Below are 22,579 nucleotides of genomic sequence, written 5' to 3' on the forward strand. Positions count from 1 at the left end.
ACCAATGTACGGTTGAGAAAATTATGTTTTTTCAGCGTGATCTGTCCGGTTATGGTATTTATTTGACCGATTGCAGAATCAACTCCGTAAATTATTTGCTGCCCGGCAGCAGTGGCCTTGGAATATCATGCTCAAGATTGATCAGCGAACCTCGCGCGCGATGAACCGGCGCCTTGTCCTAAATTTGCTGCGCCGGGAAGGTCCATTGAGCAGGGCCGAAATCGCTGATGTGACGGGACTTAGCCGCGCCACGGTCACCTTCGTTGTTGGCGATCTCGTCAAGGAAAACTACCTCATCGAGCAGGAAACGACACGTGGTGCCAGCGGTCGACGCCCTACACCAGTGGCCATCAATTACGATGGTCACGCGGCCATCGGCATCAAGATGAACATCGACAGGATTGAGTGCATCCTGACAAACCTCTCGACGACGCCAATCCTGTCTCACGCGATTGACTATTCCAACACCCGTCCTGAGACGATCGTCGAGGCATCCCATCAGGCAATCAGACACCTGATTGCTAATGCGCCCACAGGGATCGGCCCGGTAACAGGCATTGGTTTTTCAATGCCCGGCATCATCGACAATCGCAACGGAATTTGTCTGAAAAGCCATCGTTTTGGCTGGAACAATGTACACTTCGCCGAGCAGCTGTTTGCAAAAACCCGCATCCCCGTGTGGATGGAAGATGACACGATTGCCTTTGCGCTGGCTCACCACCTTTTCGGGCTTGGCCGCAACGTCGGTACATTTATCGCACTCGCCATCGGTGCCGGTATTGGCTCTGCAACCGTGGCAGATGGTGTGGTTCTGCGCGGTGCGCACGGCCATGCCGGCAAACTGGGGCATGTCAAACAACATCTGGAAGGGCCGCTCTGCGAATGCGGTCAACGTGGCTGTCTGCAGGCATCCTATTCCGAACCCGCCATTGTTGCCCGGTGGCGCAAAACCAAGGACTTACCTGCCGCCAAGGACCGCTTTGACATGCTGGAAGCTGCCAAACAGGGTGATGCCGAAACACGTGCAATTCTGAAGGAAGCAGGCGAGCAGATCGGCATCCAGCTTGCAGCCCAGATCAATACGATTGACCCGGAGATCGTTATCGCAGGTGGCGAGGCAACCGCATTTGGGCCGTTCCTGCTCGACCCGATGACGGAAACGCTGGAAAAATACTGTTTTATGCAGGCGCCACCCATCCTAGCGGATGAACGCGACAATTTCTGGAGCCCAGGTGCAGCAGCGCTCGCCACCCAACGACTGTTCGACTTTGAAGTCGATGTGGCCGCAGACGAAACAGCAGTCTGACCAGCGCGCTACGCAGATACAAAAACGTGCGGGGAACTTGGTTCCCCGCACGTCTTGATAGCTCAACCATCACTCTCCTGGGAGGGTGGAGACTTAGCTGAGCTCAATCACCAGGCAGCCGTAGCCAGCCAGTTCAGTCGCGCCTGACACGGCTGCATCCGTCAACAGATCCTGACCAGCAGGCAGTGCCTTGAAAGAGCGGCTTTCGCTTGTCGTGTTGATGACGAAAAGCAGGCGACGATCTTCTGCCGTGCGGAGCGATACTTCGACGCCGGACGGCAAATCTTCCACCAGAGGCTGAGCACCCGACTGGGCAATGACAGTCGGTACCAGAAGCTCAACCACCTCAGGTGTCAGATAGGTTGCGAGATAGATCGCACGTCCCTGCCCGACCTTGCGCTCGGTCAGCATCGGTTTTCCAGCCAGACTGCGATCGGACCAGGACCCCAGGATCTTCACATCGTCAGCGATCTCGATGGTCTCGTAGAGATGTTCGGCCGTCGCCTCTCGGTTGCCAATCTGCATCTTGTAGGACCGTTCCGACGACGAAGACGGCAGAACCTGTGGCGGCACATACATGCCGGCATCAGGCGCATTGCGCTGGAACAGACCCTGCCCGCCAGCCGCCACAACACGGCCGAACTCTTCAACCTTCACACCGGTCAATTCAGAAAGCTGTGCGCCCGGCGCCTGCTCGCGAATAATGTGGTTGTTGCGATCCCGGGTGCCTGTCATCGCACCAACAATCACCGTACCGCCCGCTTCAACAAAGGCACGCAATTTTGGTGTCCAGGCATTATCCCACATCACCCAATGCGGAATGTAATACACCTTCAGGCGAGACAGGTCGTCTTCCGGATGGACGAAGCCGGTCGCATAACCGTTCTGATAGGCGAAGCGATGCAGATGAACTGCATCTTCCACCGGCGACGGCAGGCCGATCGGATAAGTCTTGTGGGCTTCCTGGTTGTCGAAGTCCGCGCCGGCAATGCCGATGTCGATCTGAACACTGGTGCCCAGCAACTTGCTCTTGATCTTATTGATGTCGGACGCGAAATGACGTGCCTCTTCATAACGGCGACGTGGCACGTCATCGTGATCGAGAATGCCCATCCAGTAGATTTCCGCACCAAAATGCGCTGGGCGCCAGCGGAAGAACATCAGGCCGTCTGCACCACGCGCCACGGATGACAGTGCCATGCGGCGCATTTCGCCAGGCTCTGGTGTCATCGTCGTGAAGGCTGGCTGGCTGCCAAGACCGGATGCCTGCTCCGGCACGATGAAGTTGCCCGAATAGCTGCGGCACAAATCCATCTGTAAGGCCTGCGTTGCGGCATGGCCGCCCGTCCGACGGAACTCGTCGTAGAGCATCGGATAGATATCGAAACCGATGAAGTCGAGATCCTGACCGAACTGCCCACGGAAATCGATATCGGTGAGATTGCCGAGATTGTGGAAGATGAACCAGTCGGAATTGGTTTCACGCAGGATCTTGACCTGATCATGCTGGAAGGTTGCGGTCGCTACAGCCAGGAAGCGGTGATAGTCCTGGACGTGGCCGGGGCTCAGATAGGATGGTGCCATCGGCATTGGCAACACGACCTGATCGAAATTGTCATAGGCAGTGGCCCAGAAATGGCCGCCCCAGGCGAAATTCAAATCATCGATCGTCCGATATTTGTGACGCAGAAAATTGCGGAACGCGAGTGCGGCAGAATCCGAGAACGATTCCGACACCGTGGTGTTCAGCTCATTGTCTGTCTGCCAGCCGATAACATAGGGATTGTCTTCGTAGTGCTCGGCCATTGCCTTGGTAATGCGGCGGCTGTGGTGACGCAGCACAGGGCTGGTCGTGTCGCAATGCTGGCGCGAGCCATGGCTTGCACGACGGCCGTTGCGGTCAACACGCAGCACTTCAGGATAGTTATGTGTCAACCAACGCGGTGGTGTCGCCGTTGGTGTGCAGAGCACGGTGTTGATGCCAGCCTTGCCAAGCACTTCAATCGCCCGGTCGAATAGATCAAAGTCGAACTTGCCTTCAAAGGGTTCCCAGATGTGCCAGGCAAATTCGCCCATACGCACCGTGTTGAAGCCGAGTTCCTTCATCCGCTCGGCATCACGCTGCCAGTAGCTTTCATCGACATGTTCAGGATAATGCGGCACGCCGAGCAAAAAATCGTCAAGGTTAAGGGTGCGCCAAGCCGAAAGCGGCGCTGGATTGGACCGTTTCATATCTTCAAAACTCCAAATTAAATTAAGTGCGGGTGGCGGCTTTCGCAGGAGTGATCGTTTTGCCGTCAGGCCCGAAGAGATAAGCGTCCGAGAGGTCGAAGTTGACCTTCACCGACTGGCCGTTGGAAAAGGCAACGACATCACCCAATTGAACAGTAATATTCTGGGTGCCGGTGTCGGAGCCGGTGGTAACCACAGGACTGCCGTCAACGTGAAGGATCGTCTCGCGGCCAAGATGTTCGATCAGGCGGATTTTCGCGTCGAAACTGGCGTCCCCGGTCTGCTCTCCGGTTTTCAACCGTTCCGGACGCACGCCGACCTTGACCTTGTCGCCGACTGAAAGTTTCACGTCGGCGATATCGGCAAATTGCAGTTCCGGTAGTCCCTCGACAGTGACGCTGACGCGGCCGCCCGAAACGGTCACGATACGACCTTCAAAGAAATTCATGCGCGGCGCACCGAGGAAGCCGGCGACAAAATGGTTGATCGGGTTGGCATAGAGCTCAAGCGGCGAACCAACCTGTTCGATTGCCCCCTTGTTCAGCACCACGATCCGACTGGCCATCGTCATCGCCTCGACCTGATCATGGGTGACGTAAATCATCGTTGAGCCAAGCTCGGCATGCAGCGTTGACAGTTCCACGCGCATCTGTGTGCGCAGTGCTGCATCCAGGTTGGACAGCGGTTCGTCAAACAGGAAGACTTCCGGAGAACGCGTAATGGCACGTCCGATCGCTACGCGCTGCCGCTGGCCGCCGGACAGCTGCTTAGGCCGCTTGTCAAGCTGTTCGGTGATGCGCAGGATTTCGGCAGCACGCTTTACGGCGGCATCAATCTCGGCCCTTGGCCGTTTTGCCATTTTCAGGCCAAAGCCCATGTTTTCGCCAACCGTCATGTGCGGATAAAGCGCGTAGGACTGAAATACCATGGCTATGCCACGATCGCCCGGCTCTTCCTTGGTCACATCACGACCATTGATCGTCAACGTGCCGGAGGTGACGGTTTCGAGACCGGCAATGGTCTTAAGCAGCGTGGACTTACCGCAGCCGGACGGACCGACCATCACGATAAACTCGCCCTTTTCAATCGTAAGGTTGATGTCCTTCAGCGCGTGGAAACCACTATAGTGCTTTTCGACATTGGTAAGTTCGACGCTTTTCATGCCGATCTTGTCCTTATTGTTCGTCTGGTTGGTGGGCGTCGGGGTCTGAGCGGCAACAGTCATCCTTTGACCGCTCCCATGGTCAGGCCCGAAATGAAATGCTTCTGCATCAGGAAGAACATGATGACTGGCGGGATCGCGACGAAGATCGTGGCGGCCGAAACAATGTTCCAGGCAGAAACCCATTCACCCTTGAGGTTGGAGAGACCGGCAGTAACCGGTTTGACGACATCACTCTGCGTCAGCACCAGCGCCCAGAAATAGTCATTCCAGATGAAGGTGAAGACGAGAATGGCAAGTGCTGCGAGCGCAGGGCGGACAAGGGGCACGACAATGTGGATCAGTGTCTGCCAGGGTGACGCACCCTCGGCACGTGCCGCCTGGAACAGTTCGTCCGGTAAGGCGGCAATGAAGTTGCGCATGAACAGTGTGGCAAAGCCGGTCTGAAAGGCAACGTGGAACAGGATCAGCGCATAGAAGGTATCGTAGAGGCCGATCGAAACCATCAGGTCGCGGATCGGAATCATCATGATCTGCTGCGGCAGGAAATTACCGCCGACAAAGATCGCAAAGATCACCATCGAACCCCGAAAACGATAACGCGACAGCACAAAACCGGTCAGCGTCGAGAACACCAGAACCATGATGACCGAGGGCACCGTAATGATCAGGCTGTTCATGAAATAACGCGTCATCTTGGTCTGTTCGAAGACCGCGACATAGTTCTCAACGAGATTGAACTTGCTGGGCCAACCCCAGTAGTTTCCGGCCATCACGTCATCAAACGACCGGAAGGACGTCATGATGACGGCAAACAATGGCAACAGCCACAGGACAAGCACCAGCGAAACGCCAGCCATATATCCAAAGCGGGCAAGTTTTTTGTTCTCGGGTATGGGACGAGGATACATCGGATCAGCTCCTCTTTTCGGATTTGATCAGCCCGCGCAGATACCAGGCAATGAATATGGACATGATGAGGAAGAGGATGGTGGCAATCGCCGCCCCATAACCGAAACGGTACGAGAAGATCGACTGATCATACATCTGGTAGGCAAGCACCATGGAGGAGCCGAACGGACCACCGGCAGTCATCACCGAGATCGCATCGAATGACCGCAGGGCACCGACAACGGTGATGGCAACTGCGATAAAGGCAACTTGGCTGAGTTGTGGTAGAACGATATGGCGCAGCATCTGCCAGCCTTTCGCGCCATCAACACGGCCAGCACCGATCAATTCCTCGTCGAGATTGTTGAGACCGGCCAGAAACAGCACCATACAAAAGGCGATCTGTGGCCACAGGGCAGCGCCGACAACAGCGAAGGTCACAAGGTTTTCATCGGAAAGAAGAGCTGGCGCCTCCGCACCGAATGCGTGGTAGATGATGGCCAGCAGACCGAAGGTCGGATCGTAGAACCATCCGAAAATCACGCCAACCGTAACGGTTGCCAGCACCAACGGCATGAAGAACAGCGATTTGATAAATCGCATGCCAGCAATTTTCTGATTGACCAAAAGCGCAATGGCCAGACCGGCGGGCGGCGCCAGCAGGAACGTGATCAGCCAGATCGTGTTGTTCTTCAGCGATACATAGAACTGCGGATCGTCGAACAGTTCACGGTAGTTGCCAAGGCCAACCCATGTTTTCGGGCCCATGCCGTCCCAGTCGTAAAACGAGATACGGAACGTCTCAAGCGACGATGCGATGATGACAACGAGGAAAAGTATCAGGCCCGGCGCAAGCAACAGCGCGGGTGTCAGCCAGTTACGATGGCTGCGCCACCAAAGAGACATGGGCATATCCTATGGAAATGATCGGAGGTGGAACAAGTCCACCTCCTTTTGAAACGAAGCGGCGGTTAGCCGTGGATGCGCTGGCGGGTACGCTCGACCTGTGTCAGGATCTGCTCGCGGCGCTCTGGCTTTGCCATGAACTCCTGGAAGCCCTTGAGGCCGGCCTGCGCAAGATCAGGATCGCTGTCGCGGTCGTAATACTGCGAAGTGCCCTTGACGTTCTTCAGTTCAGCCACTGCCATTTTCAGGATCGGATCATCACCGATCGTGCAGTCGCTGCGGGCAGGCACGTTGCCTTCCGGCGCAAGGTAAGCACTGAGGTTTTCCGGCTTGTAGAAGTAAGCGAGGAATTCACGTGCCAGTTCCTTGTTCTTCGAACCCGACGGCATGTGGATCGAATCCACCGAGAAGTCCTCGAACTGGTCCATGCCCGGATTGATCGTCGGGAAAGGCGCAAAACGCACATGCTGCAGATCTTCGGCCGGGAACGCATATTTGATAAAGTTACCGAGATCCATCATCGCGGACTTTTTCTGCACAAGGCTGGCCGCGGCAGGATCCCACTCGTAGGACGAACCGTTTGGCGTGAAGAAATCAGCCTTTATCAGCGCTTCCCACTTGTCGAAAACATCCTTGAGCGATGCATCGGTGTATTTCACCTTGCCGTTCATCAGATCCATGTGATGCTCAAGACCATTGATACGCAGGTTCATATGGTCGAACCACCCGCCACAAGGCCACTGATCCTTGGTGCCCATGCTCATCGGGATGATGCCAGCTTTCTTGGACTGTTCAGCGAGAGTAAAGAAGTCATCGAATGTCTTTGGAACTGTCAGACCGTGCTGGTCAAACGTGTCCTGACGGTAGAACAGACCCCAGAGAATACCGCCTGTCGGCAAACCATATTGTTTGCCATCGACAGTAACGGAACCGAGCGTACCGCCCAGCACATCCCCATAATTTTCCTTCTCTACGAGATCGGAAACGTCCTCGAACAACCCCTTCTGCACAAAACCACGCATACGGCTGCCAGAGAACCAGAAGCAGATATCCGGCGGGCTTGCCACGAGATAGTTGCGGATCGCGGTCTTATGCGCCTCGTGATCCATGTTATTGACGGTGACATTTGCACCGACAGCCTTGCCAAATTCAGCAGCAATCGTTTCCAGCGCTTTGCGCTGACCGGCGTTGCCGCGGTTGGAAATGATCGTCAGCTGTTTTTCCTGCGCTATAGCAGGTGCTGACAGCGCGCTGGATGCCAGAACGGCACCTGTCAGCTGTACAAAACGGCGGCGGGTCGGCTTCAGAATCGTGGTCATGATGTCCTCCTAAAACAAACGAGAGCTCCCGATCTCAGCGGTATCACTAGGCGAACGCCTATCGCTCGTCAATGGTTAGTTTAATAAATTAATGATTGGAATTGCGATTTTTCATTCCGAAAGTAGCGATCGGGACGAACGAAAATATAAGGCCCGCCGGGATTGCTAACATTGACTGCTACTCAAAGAATTCAAGGCTTTAGGACCCTACAATTCACAGCCGCACTCAAGCACTAGACAGACACATCCGACAGTCCTGAAAAGGACAGGATCACGAAATGCCATATAGGATTTATCGGCGATACAGAGGATGCTGAAATGACCACAAGCAGCCCAGCCGCGATCGACTGGCCTTATTTCCACTCGCATTTTATACGAAATGGACCTACCAGCGGATGTTCCTGTTTAGATGCGAAGAAAGCTGACCTTAGATGCGAAGTCCAAAGCGCGAGACGCGAAAGAATGATCCCGACAAAACCAAGGAAGACATTCTGGCAGCGGCCACGGAAGAATTTGCCGCTCTCGGACTGGCTGGCGGGCGGGTTGATGCAATAGCCGAACGCACCAAGACATCCAAGCGGATGATCTATTATTACTTCGGTGGCAAAACCGGCCTTTATCTTGCGGTTTTGGAGAAGGCCTATATTCAGGCTCGGACATTTGAGAGAGAATTGAACCTTGAGGCACTCTCTCCTGTTGAAGCCCTGAAAAAATTGATTGAACACACATTCGACCACGATGAGGCCAACCCCGATTTTGTGCGGTTGGTAATGAATGAAAATATCCACCAGGCCGTGCATTTGAAGCAATCGAAGGCGATCGGGGATGCGGGCCCGCCCGTGCTTAAAACATTGGAAGATATCATCACCCGTGGTCGCGAAACGGGTGTGTTTCGCCGCGATATCGAACCGCTTGATCTGCACATGTTGATCAGTTCGCAGTGTTTTTTCCGCGTTACCAACAAACATACATTCGGCGCACTCTTCCAGTGCGACCTCTCCGTACCCGATATCTACCAGCGGCACAGACAGATGGTGGTCGATTCCGTATTGGCCTATGTCACCACGGACTATTCCGGCAGCCGGTGGGCTGCTCCATAAAAATGCCCGGCGCATGGCCGGGCATTTCTTTTTCCAGAAAATGTGCCTGACGGCTTAGTTTGGCAGCGCGTAGGCGATCACATAGTCGCCGCGATCAGGCGACTGACGTGCACCACCGGCCGAGATGACAATGTACTGCTTGCCAGTCTTTGGCGACTTGTAGGTCATCGGCGTACCCTGGCTTCCAACCGGCATACGAGCCTTCCAGATTTCCTTGCCTGTCGCACTGTCAAAGGCGCGCAGATAGTAGTCCTGGGTGGCGGCAAAGAATACCAGACCGCCCTGCGTGGCCAGCGAGCCACCAATCGTCGGCATGCCGATCGGAATTGGAAGACCCATCTTGATACCCATAGGGCCGGTATCTTCAACCGTACCGAGTGGCACCTGCCACTTGATCTTCTGGCTGTCCATGTCGATGGCAGTCAGTGAACCATAGGGAGGGGCCTGGCACGGAATCCCGAGCGCCGACAGGAAACGGTTTTTGTCGACCGCGTAAGGTGTACCGCGCATCGGCACGACGCCCATGACAGTATTGGTCGCTTCCGAACCGCTGTTGACGGCAGTGCTTGGTGCGGCTTCCTTCATCTGGATCCACAGACCAAGGCGCATGTCGTTGACAAAGATGGTGTTTGTCGTAGGATCGGTGGAGAAACCGCCCCAATTCATGCCACCAAGCGAGCCTGGGAAATTCAGCGCCAGATCTGTTCCCGGAACGGTGTAGACGCCATCATAACGCATGCCCTTGAAGGCAATGCGGCACAACAACTGGTCAAATGGCGTCGCACCCCACATGTCGCTTTCCGTTAGCGTCTGCGCACCGATCTGCGGCATGCCAACCGACAGTTTTTGTGTCGGAGCATAAGGTTCGTTCGGGATTTTACCTGGTTTAACCGGCACGTCGGCGACTTCGGTCAGAGGTTGACCGTTCGCACGATCAAGCACCCAGATCTGGCCAGCCTTGGTCCCGAAGGTTAAAGCCGGAACAGTCGATCCATCAGCCTTCTTGAAGTCGAAGAATGACGGCTGCATTGGCACGTCAAAGTCCCAGAGATCGTTATGAACGGTCTGATAAACCCACTTCTCGCGACCTGTGGTGGCGTCCAGCGCCAGCATCGATGCACCATACTTGTGGTCGAGTTCCGTACGCGTCGCGCCATAAAGGTCGACTGATGGGCTTCCGACTGGGAGGAAGACAGTGTTCGATGCTGCATCATAGGACATTGCGGCCCAAACATTCGGTGTCGAACGTGTATAGGTCTGACCTTCTGGAGGTAGCTTGGTGATTTCAGGATTGCCCGGGTCAAATGCCCAACGCAATTCGCCGGTGATCACATCGAAACCGCGCATGACGCCGCCCGGCATATCGACCTGAACGTTATCGGCAATACGACCGCCGACAACAACAGTGGTACCAGCAAGCGTCGGCGCTGATGTCAGCACATATTGCGGATCAGGGGCATCGCCCATACCAATCTTCAGATCGACGCGGCCGTTGGTGCCAAAATCAGGGCAAAATGCGCCGGTGTCGGCATCAATTGCAAAAAGCTCGGCATTGATCGAGTTCATCAGCAGGCGGCGCTGGCAAAGAGCACCTTCCGGAACTGTGGCTGCTGTGACCGGCGTCGAGCCATCAACGGTTGGCTGCTCAAGCGGACGGGTCGCATCGAAATAGGCAAGACCACGGCAGCGCATCCACACGGACGACTTGGCATTGATCTCGTTTTTCCAGTTTTCCTTGCCCGTGTCCGCATCGATAGCGATGACGTTGTTATGCGGTGTGCACAGGAATACGCGGTCACCAACCTGCAACGGTGTCAACTGGTCTTCGGCACCACCGCCACCGGGGCTGACGGGCGTATCACCGGTCTGGTAGGTCCAGGCAACGGTCAAATCCTTGACGTTATCGCGAGTAATCTGGTCAAGCGCGGCAAAGCGCGAGCCACCGGTCGTATTGCCGTAGGCCTCCCAGTTCTTCTGCTCCTTGGCCGGATCAACTGGCGTCAAAGGCGCAATAGTACCGTTAAAGGCAACGGTTGGATGCGGCACGAACATGCCAGCAAATCCGGCCCCTGAGACAACCGCCAGAAGCGCCGCGATGGCAAAAGATGGAAGATAGGCCGGTGTCTTTCCGGACGCCTTGCGCAACAACGGCAGGCTGAGCACGACCACGGTCGCACCGACGCCAAAGGCCAGCAAACGCGAGATCAGCGGCCAGAATTCAAGGCCGACATCCAGCAACGCCCAGACAACCGTAGCCGCTGTTACCAGGCAGAAAAGAAGTGCGCCAGCGGGCTTGCGCATCACGACGAGCAAACCGGCAACGATGATGGCAATGCCGGAAATCAGGAAGTACCAGCTACCGCCCAGCGACACCAGCTTGCCGCCAGCAGCGGCAAAGAACAGGCCGGCGAGAATGAGAACGGCGCCAAGCACGAATAGCCATAACCTGGCTACCGGGGACAGGATGCCTTTAGAGGCTTTCATTTATCTCTAGCTCCAATTGTGGATTCGACAGAGTCGACAGTCAAAGCCCACAGCGACGGAAGCAGAAGCGGAGATCACATTCAATTACGGTCACCACACTGCTTTCGAACGGGCGCCGACATCTTGGCCGGTCCGGATGACCAGCAATTCAGGGAGCGCCCTCTGCAAGGACTTTCTTATATTACCACCATGCCCTCCCACGCACGACAGCGAAGGGAATTTCTTCCCGAGACTGCGGTATAGTGCCGCTGGTATCTGTTTTGCAACCACATACGTACTTGTTCGTACATTTTTACGTCAACAATTACTGAAAGACCGTTTAGCGGAGGTCGCCAGAATATTTGTATAGTGAGAGTAATAGGAGCACCGGTAAGGCTAACGGCTGGACGCAAGCCCTTTAGCTACAACCCGCTGATTGCGGAAAAGGTACACACTCAAATCTAGCGCGAGTACCGAAATGAGAACTTCCGTCCTTGTAAGGTGCAAAAATTAAATCGATAAGCCTATCAATTGATCATTTGCCGCTTTTGGACTCAGACTCATTTTGGCGCCACCCCTCCATTTTGCCCACAACAGCGGCAATTTGCCTGAATTCAGTTCAAAACACCGTCAGATGCACAACGGCGTGCATCTGAGCCGATATGCACTAACTTCCGCCCCGAGCCACCAAGCACGGATGACGGGCGATGCATCCGGCACCTTGCGAGAGCACTGTCCCAGCGGGTTTGCCGACTGAAAACCGGCGGCCCTCATGCCTTCTTATTGATGATGAAAGGAGTGTCGCCATGGCGACCGTCGACGAGAAACTTGAACCCATTCTAGCCCAGGTCCTGCAGCGCAATCCTGCGGAGCCGGAGTTCCATCAGGCCACCCGCGAAGTACTGGAAAGCCTCGGCCTCGTCGTCTCGAAACATCCCGGCTACCTCGCCGATGCCTTGATCGAGCGCATCTGCGAACCGGAACGTCAGATCATTTTCCGCGTGCCATGGGTTGATGACAAAGGTCAGGTACAGATCAACCGTGGTTTCCGTGTGCAGTTCAATTCGGCACTCGGTCCTTATAAGGGAGGTCTGCGTTTCCACCCTTCCGTCAATCTCGGTATCATCAAGTTCCTTGGCTTCGAACAGATCTTCAAGAACGCCTTGACCGGTCTGCCGATCGGCGGCGGCAAAGGCGGTTCGGACTTTGATCCGAAAGGTCGTTCCGAAGGCGAAATCATGCGCTTTTGCCAATCCTTCATGACCGAACTTTATCGTCATCTCGGCGAACACACCGACGTGCCTGCTGGCGATATTGGTGTCAGCGGCCGCGAAATCGGCTGGATGTTTGGCCAGTACAAGCGCCTGACCAACCGCTTTGAGGCGGGCGTCTTCACCGGCAAGGGTCTGAGCTATGGTGGCTCTCTGGTGCGCAAGGAAGCGACCGGCTACGGCGCCGTCTATTTCACACGCGCTATGCTCGAAAGAAAAGGCACCAACTTTGAAGGCAAGAAGGTCACCGTTTCCGGTTCCGGCAATGTGGCGATTTATGCCATGGAACAGGCTATCAGCTATGGCGCAACCGTCGTCGCTTGCTCTGACAGCAGCGGTTACATCATTGACGAAGAAGGCATTGATCTTGATCTCGTCAAGGAGATCAAGGAAGTGCGCCGTGAACGCATGTCTGAATATGCCCGCGTAAAGTCCAAGGGCGTCCATTTCATTGCATCCGGCAGTGGCTCGATCTGGGACGTGCCTTGTGACGTCGCGCTACCTTGCGCCACGCAGAATGAACTGTCCGGTCGCGATGCAAAGACCCTGATTGCCAACGGCGTTATTGCCGTTGCGGAAGGCGCCAACATGCCATCGACACCGGAAGCGGTTCGCGCGTTCCAGGAAGCAGGCATTCTGTTCGGACCGGGCAAAGCGGCCAATGCTGGCGGCGTTGCCACCTCGGCTTTGGAAATGCAGCAGAACGCCAGCCGTGACAGCTGGAGCTTTGAGACTGCCCGCGAACGTCTTGGCCAGATCATGCAGGGCATTCATAACCGCTGCGCAGAAACAGCTGAAGAATATGGCGCGAAAGACAATTACGTGCTCGGCGCAAACATTGCCGGCTTTATTCGCGTGGCAGAAGCCATGCGAGCGCACGGCGTGATCTAAAGCACAGCGATAAACCCCAGTGAACGGCTCCGGCATTTGTGCCGGAGCCGTTTGTTATTTTACAGCAACGGACCGCCCAGCTCATGCTGGTGTCGACGCGGACACGGCATGTATCATGGGCCGGAAATGCTGGCAGGGGCGGAACTGAGGAAGATCAACCTTCTGACACGCACACCTTAAGTTGCTATTCACTACAAATGAGAAAATAGAAAACAGAGATTTTCACAGTTTGGCTGGGAGGTCGGAGTGAGTAATTTTCTTTATGGAGAGACAGCTTGCGGGGCACGCCCTCAAGCAGAGCAACAATTATAAAAATCAAATAAATTCATGTGCTTTACATATGAATTGGCAGACGCCCAGAAGCATCCCGCTTTCGCTCATCAAGCCCGTATCACTGCGCCAGCATCGTCAAACGCGGTGGCTTTTTCTGCATTCACGAAATCAATTCCAGATTGAAATTTTAGTATGACTAAAAAACGCTTGACAAAAATCCACTCCGATCCTTTGATTGTAGTAATACTAAAAAAGAGTGGAACTAAAAATGAATCCTGTAAGCGGTCCTGCGCATAGCGCAGCCGACATTCAGCCTTTGGGAGAACGGTTGCGACTTTGCCGTAAGGAGCAAGGCCTGACCCTGCAGGAAGTTGCTGATAAGGCAGGATTTTCGGTCGGTTTCATTTCCCAGATCGAACGCGGAATTACAGTTCCTTCCCTCACCTCACTGGTCGCTGTATGTCGCGTGCTGAAAGTCGACGCAGGTTCATTTTTCAACTCGCAGAAACCCAGCTCCTCGGTTACCCGACGGGAAAGCCGTGAGGCCTACGGCCTTGGCGGCGAAGCTGGTCGTGCCGTCACCTATGAGCGCCTGTCAGCCGCCTTTCCCGGCAATGTTTTGCGCAGCACCCTCATTCACGAGCCGCCGGGATATCGAAGCGAGCCGATGTCGCATGAGGGAGAAGAGATATTCTTCGTATTGGAAGGCGCTCTCACCATAGAGATTGATGGCGAGCGCATGATTTTGGAAGCAGGCGATTCCGCCCACTTTCCGTCAACAAGGGTCCATGCCACCTGGAACCATACCACGGGAACAACGACGGTTTTTCACACCTGCACCATGGATGTATTTGGTGACGACCATACCAACACCAACGGCGACAGCCTTGTTGTGACGCGCGCGGCCAGCCGACGCAGCGCGCCCAAGCAGCCGGTCATTGGCTCCAAGACGCCTCCCATGAAGTCCAAAAAGCCCATAACAAAAAAAGGGAACAGGAAATGAAAAACAGCTTCAAGTTATTATCAGCAGCATTGATTGCTACCGCATCGCTCTACGGATACGCACAGGCAGAGACCGTTCTAAGGTTGGATGAATCGCCCGTTGGTGAGCTGGATCCGGCCAAGGCGTCCGACTATGCCGACTCCATCCTGATGTTCAATGTTTATGATGCTCTGGTCATCCCCAAACAGGGACAGCCTGGATACGATCCCTACCTCGCGACCGGCTGGGAAATTGACGGAACGGCATATACGTTCAAACTGCGCGACGACATTAAATTCCAAAGCGGCAATCCGTTGACGGCAGACGATGTCGTGTTCTCGCTGGAGCGCATGAAGGCACTGGGTGCTGGCCTTTCCTACCTGTTCACCAAGGTTGAAAAGGTTGAGGCGATTGACCCAACCACCGTGAAATTTACGCTCTCCGAACAGGACGCCCCCTTCATCTCGGCACTGACCCGCCTGCCAATCGTCGACAAGAAACTTGTTCTCGAAAATCTAGGTGACGGCGAAGGCGACATGAAGGACTGGGGACAGGCTTACCTCTCCGGTCATGCAGCCGGCAGCGGCGCTTACAAAGTCGTTTCACACAATCCGCAGGAAGAAACCGTCATGGCTAAAAATGCCGGTTACTTCCTTGGCGTGCCGCCCAAAGCCCCAGACACGGTACGTCTGCGCTACGGTCTGGAGGCGGCAACCGTCAGAACCCTGATTTCGCAGGGCCAGCATGAAATTTCCTCGCAGTGGTTGCCACCGGAAGTCCTGAAATCTCTGGCGGCCAGCGGTGCTCAGCTACTAACCGAGCGCGGTACATCCGGCTTCTACGTCAAGATGAACACCACCAAGGCCCCATTCGACGACGTGGAATGCCGCCTCGCGGTATCCTACGCCTTTGATTACAACGCCGCCGTCAAAATCGTGGCCGTCAATGACACGATCTCGCAGGGCAGTGCTGCCACCGGTCCTATTCCGGTCGGCATGATGGGTGCCTTGCCTGCAGACCAGACACTGGCGCAGGATCTGGACAAGGCCAAAGAACATCTGGCCAAGTGCAAATACAAGCCAGAAGACATCAAGATGGATATCTCCTGGATTGGTGAGGTGCCGTTGGAAGAGCGTTTTGCATTGCTGATGCAGGCCAACTTCAGCCAACTTGGCATCAAGGCAAACGTCAAAAAAATGCCATGGGCGCTGTTTTCCGAACAGGTGACGAAGGCAGAAAACACACCTGAAATCAGCCAGGTCTTCGTCAACACCATGACCGGAGACCCTGATACGCTGCTTTACAGCATGTATCACTCAACTGCTGCCGGCACATGGATGTCGCCAGAGCATTTGAAGGACCCGGAAGTTGACGCATTGCTCGACAAGGGCCGTGAAACAACCGACGAAGCAGAACGTGCGAAGATTTATCAGGAGCTTGGTCTCAAGCTGAAATCCATCGCCCCGTCCATTTATGGTCAGGATCAGATTTCGGTTTTTGCTGCCTCGCCCAAGGTGTCAGTTCCTGCGCTTACCGATCCTGCCAAGGCGTTTCCTCTTGCAGCGTTTGGCTTCACATTCCGTCTGATGGAAATGAACGAGTAAAGATGATGTGCCGGGCGGTCCCCCGTTCGGCACTCCTTTAACTTTCTGAAAGAAAAACAGATGTTTCCTGTCCTGCATCTTCTCGCGAAGAAGCTGGGTACGTCGCTTATCGTCCTTTTTGGCGTGTCCCTGCTGATCTTTGCCATAGCCCGGATCATTCCCGGCGACCCGGCGCGCATTGCGCTCGGCCCTAATGCCACGGCCGAAGCCGTTGAGGCTCTGAGAGTAAGGCTGCACCTCGATGCACCCTTCATCGAGCAATATGGCTACTTCGTCGGTAATCTTCTGCGCGGTGATCTCGGCATTTCACTTTATACGAACCGTCCCGTAACAGCCGACATCGCACAATTCCTGCCGGCCACGCTCGAACTTGTCATCGTGTCAGGTATCATGATGGTGCTGTTCGGTGTGCCACTTGGCGTTCTGTCCGCACGGTATCGTGGCACCGTCGTCGATCACCTTATACGCCTGATAACGCTGCTCGGTGTGTCTGCTCCCGGCTTCGTTTGGGCCGTCATCCTGATGTTGCTGTTTGCCTATTACCTGCCGATTTTCCCAATCGCAGGACGGATTGCAGACAGTTTCACCATCGCACCTGTGACTGGCTTCTTGTTGCTCGACACGTTGCTGGCAGGTCGCCCGGACGCCTTTGTTGACGCCCTTTCGCACCTCATTCTTCCAGCCTTCGCGCTTGCCCTTTCCGGAATCGGACAAGCCGCCCGTCTGGTCCGTTCCAACATGGTGGAAACCTACGATAAGCCGTATATCGAAATGGCGCAGGCCTACGGTTTTCCGGAAAAGCGGATTTCACGCAAATATGCCTTCCGGCCATCGATGATCCCGTCTTTGACGATCATCGGTCTCGATTTTGCGGCCATGCTCGGCAATGCGTTCCTCATCGAAGCCGTTTACGCCTGGCCCGGCCTGTCACGTTACGGCGTCGCAGTGGTTTTGCGAAAGGACCTTAACGCCATTATCGGCACGGTTCTCATCATTTCCGCCATGTTCCTCATCGTCAATCTCGTCGTTGACTTGCTGGTCTCCGTCATCAATCCGAAAATTCGCCTTGCACGGGGGAAAGCATGAGCAAAACCCTCTTTGTACTTGTGCGCAATCCGCTTTCCCTGATCGGTCTGATCCTTGTGGCTTTGGTGGTATTCTCGGCGGTTTTTGCCGACTTCATCGTGCCCTTCCCCGAACATCAGGGTGCTGTCGTCGATTTCCTGAATTTCAACAAGGCACCTGAATGGCCTTATATTTTCGGCACTGATCTTGTCGGCCGCGATCTCTTCACTCGCATCATCTATGCGTACCGGGTATCGCTGATCCTCGGCATCGTGGTGCTGGCGATTGCAGTTCCGGTCGGCGTCGCCATAGGCCTTGCTGCCGGTTACCTCGGCGGCTGGACGGAATATGTGCTGATGCGCATCACCGACGTGTTCCTGTCCATTCCACCACTGGTTCTTGCCATGTCGATGATGGGTCTTCTGGAACCGACCCTGACCAACGGCATGATTGCGGTCACCGCCATGTGGTGGCCTTGGTACACGCGTCTTGTCTACAATCTAGCCCGTGGTGAAAAAGAAGAAGGGTATGTGCTTGCCGCCGAAGTGATCGGCGCGTCGCGCCTGCACATCATGTTCCGGGAAATCCTGCCGAACTGCGTACCCTCGATCCTCACCAAGATGACGCTCGATTTCGGCTTCGTGATCCTCATCGCCTCCTCCCTCTCCTTCCTCGGCCTTGGTGTACAGCCGCCAACACCTGACCTGGGCTCAATGGTGGCTGAAGGTGCAAAATATCTGCCCGACAGTTGGTGGCTCACCGTCTTCCCCGGTCTTGCCATTCTGATTGCGGTGTTCGGTTTCAACCTGATCGGCGATGCGCTTCGCGAAATTCTGGGAGTGGATCAATGAAAACCCCAACCCTGAAAATCGAAAACCTCAAGCTTGGTTTCAAAGGCTTTTCCGGCACCAACGCCGTGTTGCACGGCATATCGCTGCATATTGCAAAGGGCGAAAAGGTTGCGCTGGTCGGTGAATCAGGCTCCGGAAAATCCGTGACCGCCCGCATCGTGCTGGGACTTCTGCAAGAGCAAAAAAATGCCAAGATCACCGGCGGACTGGAATTTGAAAGTCGCAACCTCAACGCCATGACTGCACGCCAGCGTAAGGCGTTACGCGGCACGGATATGTCGATGATCTTTCAGGATCCGACCTCCTCGCTAAACCCGGTCTACACCATCGAGGTGCAGTTTCACGAGGTTCTCAAACGCGCACGGCCTGATCTCAAACGTGCCGAGGCTCGTGCACTTGCGCTTCAGGCGCTGGCAGATGTGGCTATCAACGAACCCGAACGGGTCTTGGATTCCTACGCCTTTCAGCTGTCCGGCGGCATGAACCAGCGTGTGATGATTGCCATGGCGCTTGCCAACAATCCTGCCCTGCTTCTGGCCGATGAGCCAGGAACGGCACTTGATGTGACCGTACAGGCCCAGACGCTGAAACTGATGGGAGAACTGGTGGAAAAACACCATACGTCGGTCTTGTTCATTTCCCACAATCTTGGTGTTGTGCGGGAATTTGCAGACCGGGTTTACGTCATCTACAAGGGTAACATCGTCGAGCAGGGCAAGACCGAAACCCTGTTTGATAATCCGCGCCATCCTTACACGCGCGCTCTCCTGTCTGCCGTTCCACGCATCACCGGCGGCGGTATTCCCGACATCGATGACGATCCCGCGCATTTCAGTGCGCCGCTCATCGCGCATGAAGGCTTTAGCGAGAAGGAGCTTCTGGCATGAGCGCGCTTCTATCCGTTCGCAACATCTCCAAAACCTTCAATGTCGCTGGCCGAGACGTCAGGGCGCTGGAGAATATTTCATTCGACTTTAATGCCGGGGAATGCCTGGCTGTGGTTGGTGAATCCGGCTCTGGAAAGAGCACCATCGCCAACATCATTTTAGGCATTTATGCGGCCACGTCAGGCGATCTTGCCTTCAAAGGCCAGACGCTTCCGGCAAAACGGACGCAGACACATCGCCAGAACATTCAACTGGTTCAGCAGAACCCGCTCTCATCTCTCAATCCGCGCCGCAGCATCGGTGCCTCGTTGCGACTGGCTCTCGACGTTCACAATATCGGCGACAAGTCCGGACGCGACAAACGCACCGGTGAGTTGCTGGAGGAAGTCGGACTGCCGGAAGATTTCCGCAAACGGTCTCCATCGGCACTGTCCGGTGGCCAGCGCCAACGTGTGGCCATTGCGCGTGCGCTGGCCTGCCAATCCGAACTGGTCGTTCTGGACGAACCCACATCCGCACTCGACGTGCTGGTGCAGGCGCGCGTGCTGAAACTCTTGAAAGAGCTGAAGGACAAGCGTGGCTTGACCTACATCTTCATTACCCACGATCTGTCCGTGGTGCGCAATATTGCAGACCGTGTCGCTGTTTTTGAAAAAGGCCGCATCGTCGAAATCGGCTGCACGGACGCCATCTTCACCAATCCCCAACATGCCTACACACGCCGGCTTATCGGCGCAGTTCCGGTCGTCAGCCGCGATGAAGCGGCCCTGCGCGATCGTCTAATGGAGCAGGAAAATGCAAATGACTGACTATAGCGATTTCAATGCCGCACTCGCTGAAGCTGGTGATCAGCCACACAAGGCCATGGTGGCGCTGGAAGCCCTGACAAAAAAGCTTGTGGGCGCAAAGCTCTTCACCATCATGACCGCAGACACCGTGGGTAAAAACTCCGAGCGCGTTTATTCCGGCCTGCCAGATGTTTATCCTGTGTCTGGTACCAAACCTTACAATGAAACCCGCTGGTCCGAAATCACCCTCAAGCAGAAGCAGACCTTTGTCGCCAACACGATCGAAGACATTGCCACCGTTTTCGATGACCACGAGATCATCAAATCGCTCGGCCTGGGCAGCGTCATCAACGTCCCGATCATCGTCGACGGGAATGTTATCGGCACGCTCAACTGCCTGCATGAAACAGGTTTTTACACGCCAGAACGCGTAGCTGCAGCCGAAGCGCTGAAATTGCCGGGCACCATTTGCATGCTTCTTCACACCCACAACAAGGCTGGAGCACACTGATATGAGCGGAAAAACCATTCGCGTCGCAACCGATGTCGGTGGCACGTTCACCGATCTCGTTTGCTTCGAAACGGACCACGCAACCGGTGAAGCAACCATCACCACCGCAAAGTCAGACACCACGCCTCCCAACTTTGAACAGGGTGTTCTCAATGTTCTGGACAAGGGCGGCATTGATCCTGCCAGCGTGGATTTCTTTGCCCACGGCACCACCGTTGTCATCAATGCGCTGACAGAGCGCAAGGGCGTCAAAGTTGGCCTGATCACCACAGAAGGTTTCCGTGACACGCTGGAAATCGCCCGCGGTAACCGCCCGGACTTTTTCAACCTGCATTATGAAAAGCCCGAAGTTTTTGTGCCGCGTTATCTGCGCCGTGAACTGCCGGGACGTTTTACCTACAAAGGCGAGGAAGTAACGCCGCTTGATCTTTCCTCACTGCCGGAGATTTTGAAGATTTTCCGGGATGATGGCGTTGAAGCCATCGCCGTCTGCTTCCTGCATTCCTATGCCAACCCATCGCATGAACAGGCTGTTATCGCCGAGATCGCAAAGCTGTGGCCAGAAGTGGCGGTCGTCTCCTCACACCAGATCACCCGTGAATGGCGCGAATATGAGCGCAGCAACACCACTGTTATGTCGGCCTATGTGCAGCCAGCCGCCGAACGTTATCTCAAACGGTTGAACGATGGCCTTAAAACCAAGGGGTTTGATGGCAACCTGTTTATCATGCAGTCCAACTGCGGCGTAGATTCGCTGGATTCGGTTTCGAAAATCCCGATCACTATGGTCGAATCTGGCCCAGCCTCCGGTTTCTGGGGTGCAGCCGAATTAGGCAAGCTGATTGGTGAACCGAATGTGCTGGCACTTGATATCGGCGGCACAACGGCAAAATGCTCGTTGATCGAAGGCGGTCAGGTCCGCATCATGACCGATTACTGGATCGAACGCGACCGCACATCCGCCGGATATCCGATCATGGTACCGGTCGTCGACCTTGTTGAGATCGGCAACGGTGGCGGCTCGATTTCTTGGGTAGATGATTTCGGCAAGCTGCATGTCGGTCCGAAATCGGCAGGCGCGATGCCTGGACCTGCGGCCTATGGCCGTGGCGGCACGGAAGCAACAACGACGGACGCCAATCTTTGGCTGGGACGTATAAACCGTGACTATTTCTGCGGCGGTTCGGTCGAGGCTGATATGGCCGCGACTGAAAAGGCGCTGAATGCCGTTGGCGGTAAGCTTGGCGTGACTGCCGACGAGGTAGCACGTGGCATTATCCGTATTGCCAACAACAACATGGTCAACGCGCTGAAGCTCGTATCCCTGAACCGTGGCTTCGACCCTCGTGACTTCACCCTGGTGGCGTTTGGCGGCGGCGGTGCCATGCATGCCGTGGCACTGGGCATGGAACTGGGCGTCAAAAAGGTTGTGATTCCGGCAGGTGCATCGGTTTTCTCCGCATGGGGCATGATGATGTCCGATCTGCGCCGCGATTATTTCGTGACCAAGCTGGCCGACCTGAAAGATGGCGCCGCGGCAATGATCGAAAACCTGTTCGGCGAAAGCGAAACGCTGGCAAAGGAGCAGTTTGCCGCCGAAGGCATCGACGCCACAAAGGTCAAGTTCCTGCGCTATGGCAAGTTCCGCTATCAGAACCAGGAACATACGACGGAAGTTCTGATCGATGGAGGCACGATCACGCAGGCACGCTTGCAAGAGATCGAAACCGACTTCCACGAAACCTATGAGCGTGAATACACCTATCGTCTCAAGGCACCGGTGGAGCTGGTCGGCATTCACCTCGTGGCCTTTGCCGAGGTTGGCAAACTGAAGATGCAGGAAAAGCCGCTTGGCGACAGCGACGCATCACCAGCGACCAAAAGCACCCGCAAAGTCGATTACGCTCTGGAAGGTGTTCACGACGCTACGATCTACGACGGCACAAAATTGCAGCCCGGCATGCAGTTGAAAGGCCCGGCCGTGATTGAAGATCCCGGCACCACCATCGTCATCCATCCCGACAATCGCGTCGAGGTCGATGGTTTCGGCAACATTCACATCCATCTTGGCGCCTGA

The 22,579-nt window shown here is 55.2% G+C and carries 17 protein-coding genes; 11 read left to right on the forward strand and 6 right to left on the reverse strand.

Annotated elements, in window-relative coordinates:
- Positions 1-205: 205 nt before the first annotated feature.
- On the forward strand, positions 206-1,306 hold the full coding sequence (locus tag IB237_RS16080; RefSeq protein ID WP_246787989.1) for an ROK family transcriptional regulator: 1,101 nt from the start codon (positions 206-208) through the stop codon (positions 1,304-1,306).
- Positions 1,307-1,399: 93 nt separating this feature from the next.
- Here the strand turns inward: IB237_RS16080 and IB237_RS16085 are convergent, their stop codons facing one another.
- From IB237_RS16085 to IB237_RS16105, 5 genes are all read right to left on the reverse strand, one after another.
- A complete protein-coding gene (locus IB237_RS16085) occupies positions 1,400-3,538 on the reverse strand; it encodes a beta-galactosidase (protein ID WP_192489693.1) in 2,139 nt (712 codons plus the stop codon).
- 22 nt (positions 3,539-3,560) lie between these two features.
- The gene (locus IB237_RS16090; protein ID WP_192489919.1) at positions 3,561-4,700 is read right to left on the reverse strand and encodes an ABC transporter ATP-binding protein; all 1,140 of its coding nucleotides are present in this window, start codon (positions 4,698-4,700) and stop codon (positions 3,561-3,563) included.
- A gap of 59 nt (positions 4,701-4,759) precedes the next feature.
- The gene (locus IB237_RS16095) at positions 4,760-5,611 is read right to left on the reverse strand and encodes a carbohydrate ABC transporter permease (protein ID WP_192489694.1); all 852 of its coding nucleotides are present in this window, start codon (positions 5,609-5,611) and stop codon (positions 4,760-4,762) included.
- A 4-nt stretch (positions 5,612-5,615) separates the two neighbouring features.
- Positions 5,616-6,497: a carbohydrate ABC transporter permease gene (locus IB237_RS16100; protein ID WP_192489695.1), complete on the reverse strand. Its 882-nt coding sequence runs from the start codon at positions 6,495-6,497 to the stop codon at positions 5,616-5,618.
- A 65-nt stretch (positions 6,498-6,562) separates the two neighbouring features.
- Positions 6,563-7,816: an ABC transporter substrate-binding protein gene (locus tag IB237_RS16105; RefSeq protein ID WP_192489696.1), complete on the reverse strand. Its 1,254-nt coding sequence runs from the start codon at positions 7,814-7,816 to the stop codon at positions 6,563-6,565.
- 431 nt (positions 7,817-8,247) lie between these two features.
- On the opposite strand from IB237_RS16105, the gene IB237_RS16110 reads away from it, so the two are divergent.
- Entirely contained in the window at positions 8,248-8,916 is a 669-nt protein-coding gene (locus tag IB237_RS16110) for a TetR/AcrR family transcriptional regulator (RefSeq protein ID WP_192489697.1), read from the forward strand.
- Between the two features lie 54 nt (positions 8,917-8,970).
- Here IB237_RS16110 and IB237_RS16115 read toward each other — a convergent pair whose 3' ends face one another.
- The gene (locus IB237_RS16115; RefSeq protein ID WP_192489698.1) at positions 8,971-11,400 is read right to left on the reverse strand and encodes a glucose/quinate/shikimate family membrane-bound PQQ-dependent dehydrogenase; all 2,430 of its coding nucleotides are present in this window, start codon (positions 11,398-11,400) and stop codon (positions 8,971-8,973) included.
- Positions 11,401-12,185: 785 nt separating this feature from the next.
- Here IB237_RS16115 and gdhA point away from each other — a divergent pair.
- The 9 genes from gdhA (at position 12,186) to IB237_RS16160 (ending at position 22,579) form a co-directional block, all read left to right on the forward strand.
- Positions 12,186-13,541, forward strand: a complete 1,356-nt coding sequence (gene gdhA / locus IB237_RS16120) for an NADP-specific glutamate dehydrogenase (RefSeq protein ID WP_192489699.1) — start codon at positions 12,186-12,188, stop codon at positions 13,539-13,541.
- Positions 13,542-14,082: 541 nt separating this feature from the next.
- Positions 14,083-14,817 carry a helix-turn-helix domain-containing protein gene (locus IB237_RS16125; RefSeq protein ID WP_192489700.1) on the forward strand — a complete coding sequence of 245 codons (735 nt, stop codon included), beginning with the start codon at positions 14,083-14,085 and terminating at the stop codon, positions 14,815-14,817.
- Complete coding sequence (locus tag IB237_RS16130; protein ID WP_192489701.1) at positions 14,814-16,400, forward strand: ABC transporter substrate-binding protein; 1,587 nt, start codon at positions 14,814-14,816, stop codon at positions 16,398-16,400. Before IB237_RS16125 ends, IB237_RS16130 begins: the two co-directional genes overlap by 4 nt.
- A gap of 60 nt (positions 16,401-16,460) precedes the next feature.
- A complete protein-coding gene (locus IB237_RS16135; RefSeq protein ID WP_192489702.1) occupies positions 16,461-17,486 on the forward strand; it encodes an ABC transporter permease in 1,026 nt (341 codons plus the stop codon).
- The gene (locus IB237_RS16140; RefSeq protein WP_192489703.1) at positions 17,483-18,316 is read left to right on the forward strand and encodes an ABC transporter permease; all 834 of its coding nucleotides are present in this window, start codon (positions 17,483-17,485) and stop codon (positions 18,314-18,316) included. Before IB237_RS16135 ends, IB237_RS16140 begins: the two co-directional genes overlap by 4 nt.
- Positions 18,313-19,203: an ABC transporter ATP-binding protein gene (locus tag IB237_RS16145; RefSeq protein WP_192489704.1), complete on the forward strand. Its 891-nt coding sequence runs from the start codon at positions 18,313-18,315 to the stop codon at positions 19,201-19,203. Before IB237_RS16140 ends, IB237_RS16145 begins: the two co-directional genes overlap by 4 nt.
- Positions 19,200-20,012, forward strand: coding sequence for an ABC transporter ATP-binding protein (locus tag IB237_RS16150; protein WP_192489705.1), 813 nt, complete (start codon positions 19,200-19,202; stop codon positions 20,010-20,012). The genes IB237_RS16145 and IB237_RS16150 overlap by 4 nt, the downstream gene beginning before the upstream one ends.
- The gene (locus tag IB237_RS16155) at positions 20,005-20,502 is read left to right on the forward strand and encodes a GAF domain-containing protein (protein WP_192489706.1); all 498 of its coding nucleotides are present in this window, start codon (positions 20,005-20,007) and stop codon (positions 20,500-20,502) included. The genes IB237_RS16150 and IB237_RS16155 overlap by 8 nt, the downstream gene beginning before the upstream one ends.
- Position 20,503: 1 nt before the next feature.
- The gene (locus IB237_RS16160; RefSeq protein WP_192489707.1) at positions 20,504-22,579 is read left to right on the forward strand and encodes a hydantoinase/oxoprolinase family protein; all 2,076 of its coding nucleotides are present in this window, start codon (positions 20,504-20,506) and stop codon (positions 22,577-22,579) included.

Source organism: Agrobacterium sp. AGB01 (assembly GCF_014851585.1).
Classification (GTDB): Bacteria; Pseudomonadota; Alphaproteobacteria; order Rhizobiales; family Rhizobiaceae; genus Agrobacterium.

Excerpts from the sequence above, each read along its gene's own strand:
- IB237_RS16090 (WP_192489919.1), bottom strand. The coding sequence starts at position 4,700 with ATGAAAAGCGTCGAACTTACCAATGTCGAAAAGCACTATAGTGGTTTC.
- IB237_RS16125 (WP_192489700.1), top strand. The coding sequence starts at position 14,083 with ATGAATCCTGTAAGCGGTCCTGCGCATAGCGCAGCCGACATTCAGCCT.
- IB237_RS16105 (WP_192489696.1), bottom strand. The coding sequence starts at position 7,816 with ATGACCACGATTCTGAAGCCGACCCGCCGCCGTTTTGTACAGCTGACA.
- IB237_RS16110 (WP_192489697.1), top strand. The coding sequence starts at position 8,248 with ATGCGAAGTCCAAAGCGCGAGACGCGAAAGAATGATCCCGACAAAACC.
- IB237_RS16095 (WP_192489694.1), bottom strand. The coding sequence starts at position 5,611 with ATGTATCCTCGTCCCATACCCGAGAACAAAAAACTTGCCCGCTTTGGA.
- IB237_RS16150 (WP_192489705.1), top strand. The coding sequence starts at position 19,200 with ATGAGCGCGCTTCTATCCGTTCGCAACATCTCCAAAACCTTCAATGTC.
- gdhA (WP_192489699.1), top strand. The coding sequence starts at position 12,186 with ATGGCGACCGTCGACGAGAAACTTGAACCCATTCTAGCCCAGGTCCTG.
- IB237_RS16100 (WP_192489695.1), bottom strand. The coding sequence starts at position 6,497 with ATGTCTCTTTGGTGGCGCAGCCATCGTAACTGGCTGACACCCGCGCTG.
- IB237_RS16160 (WP_192489707.1), top strand. The coding sequence starts at position 20,504 with ATGAGCGGAAAAACCATTCGCGTCGCAACCGATGTCGGTGGCACGTTC.
- IB237_RS16115 (WP_192489698.1), bottom strand. The coding sequence starts at position 11,400 with ATGAAAGCCTCTAAAGGCATCCTGTCCCCGGTAGCCAGGTTATGGCTA.
- IB237_RS16155 (WP_192489706.1), top strand. The coding sequence starts at position 20,005 with ATGACTGACTATAGCGATTTCAATGCCGCACTCGCTGAAGCTGGTGAT.
- IB237_RS16085 (WP_192489693.1), bottom strand. The coding sequence starts at position 3,538 with ATGAAACGGTCCAATCCAGCGCCGCTTTCGGCTTGGCGCACCCTTAAC.
- IB237_RS16130 (WP_192489701.1), top strand. The coding sequence starts at position 14,814 with ATGAAAAACAGCTTCAAGTTATTATCAGCAGCATTGATTGCTACCGCA.
- IB237_RS16145 (WP_192489704.1), top strand. The coding sequence starts at position 18,313 with ATGAAAACCCCAACCCTGAAAATCGAAAACCTCAAGCTTGGTTTCAAA.
- IB237_RS16140 (WP_192489703.1), top strand. The coding sequence starts at position 17,483 with ATGAGCAAAACCCTCTTTGTACTTGTGCGCAATCCGCTTTCCCTGATC.
- IB237_RS16135 (WP_192489702.1), top strand. The coding sequence starts at position 16,461 with ATGTTTCCTGTCCTGCATCTTCTCGCGAAGAAGCTGGGTACGTCGCTT.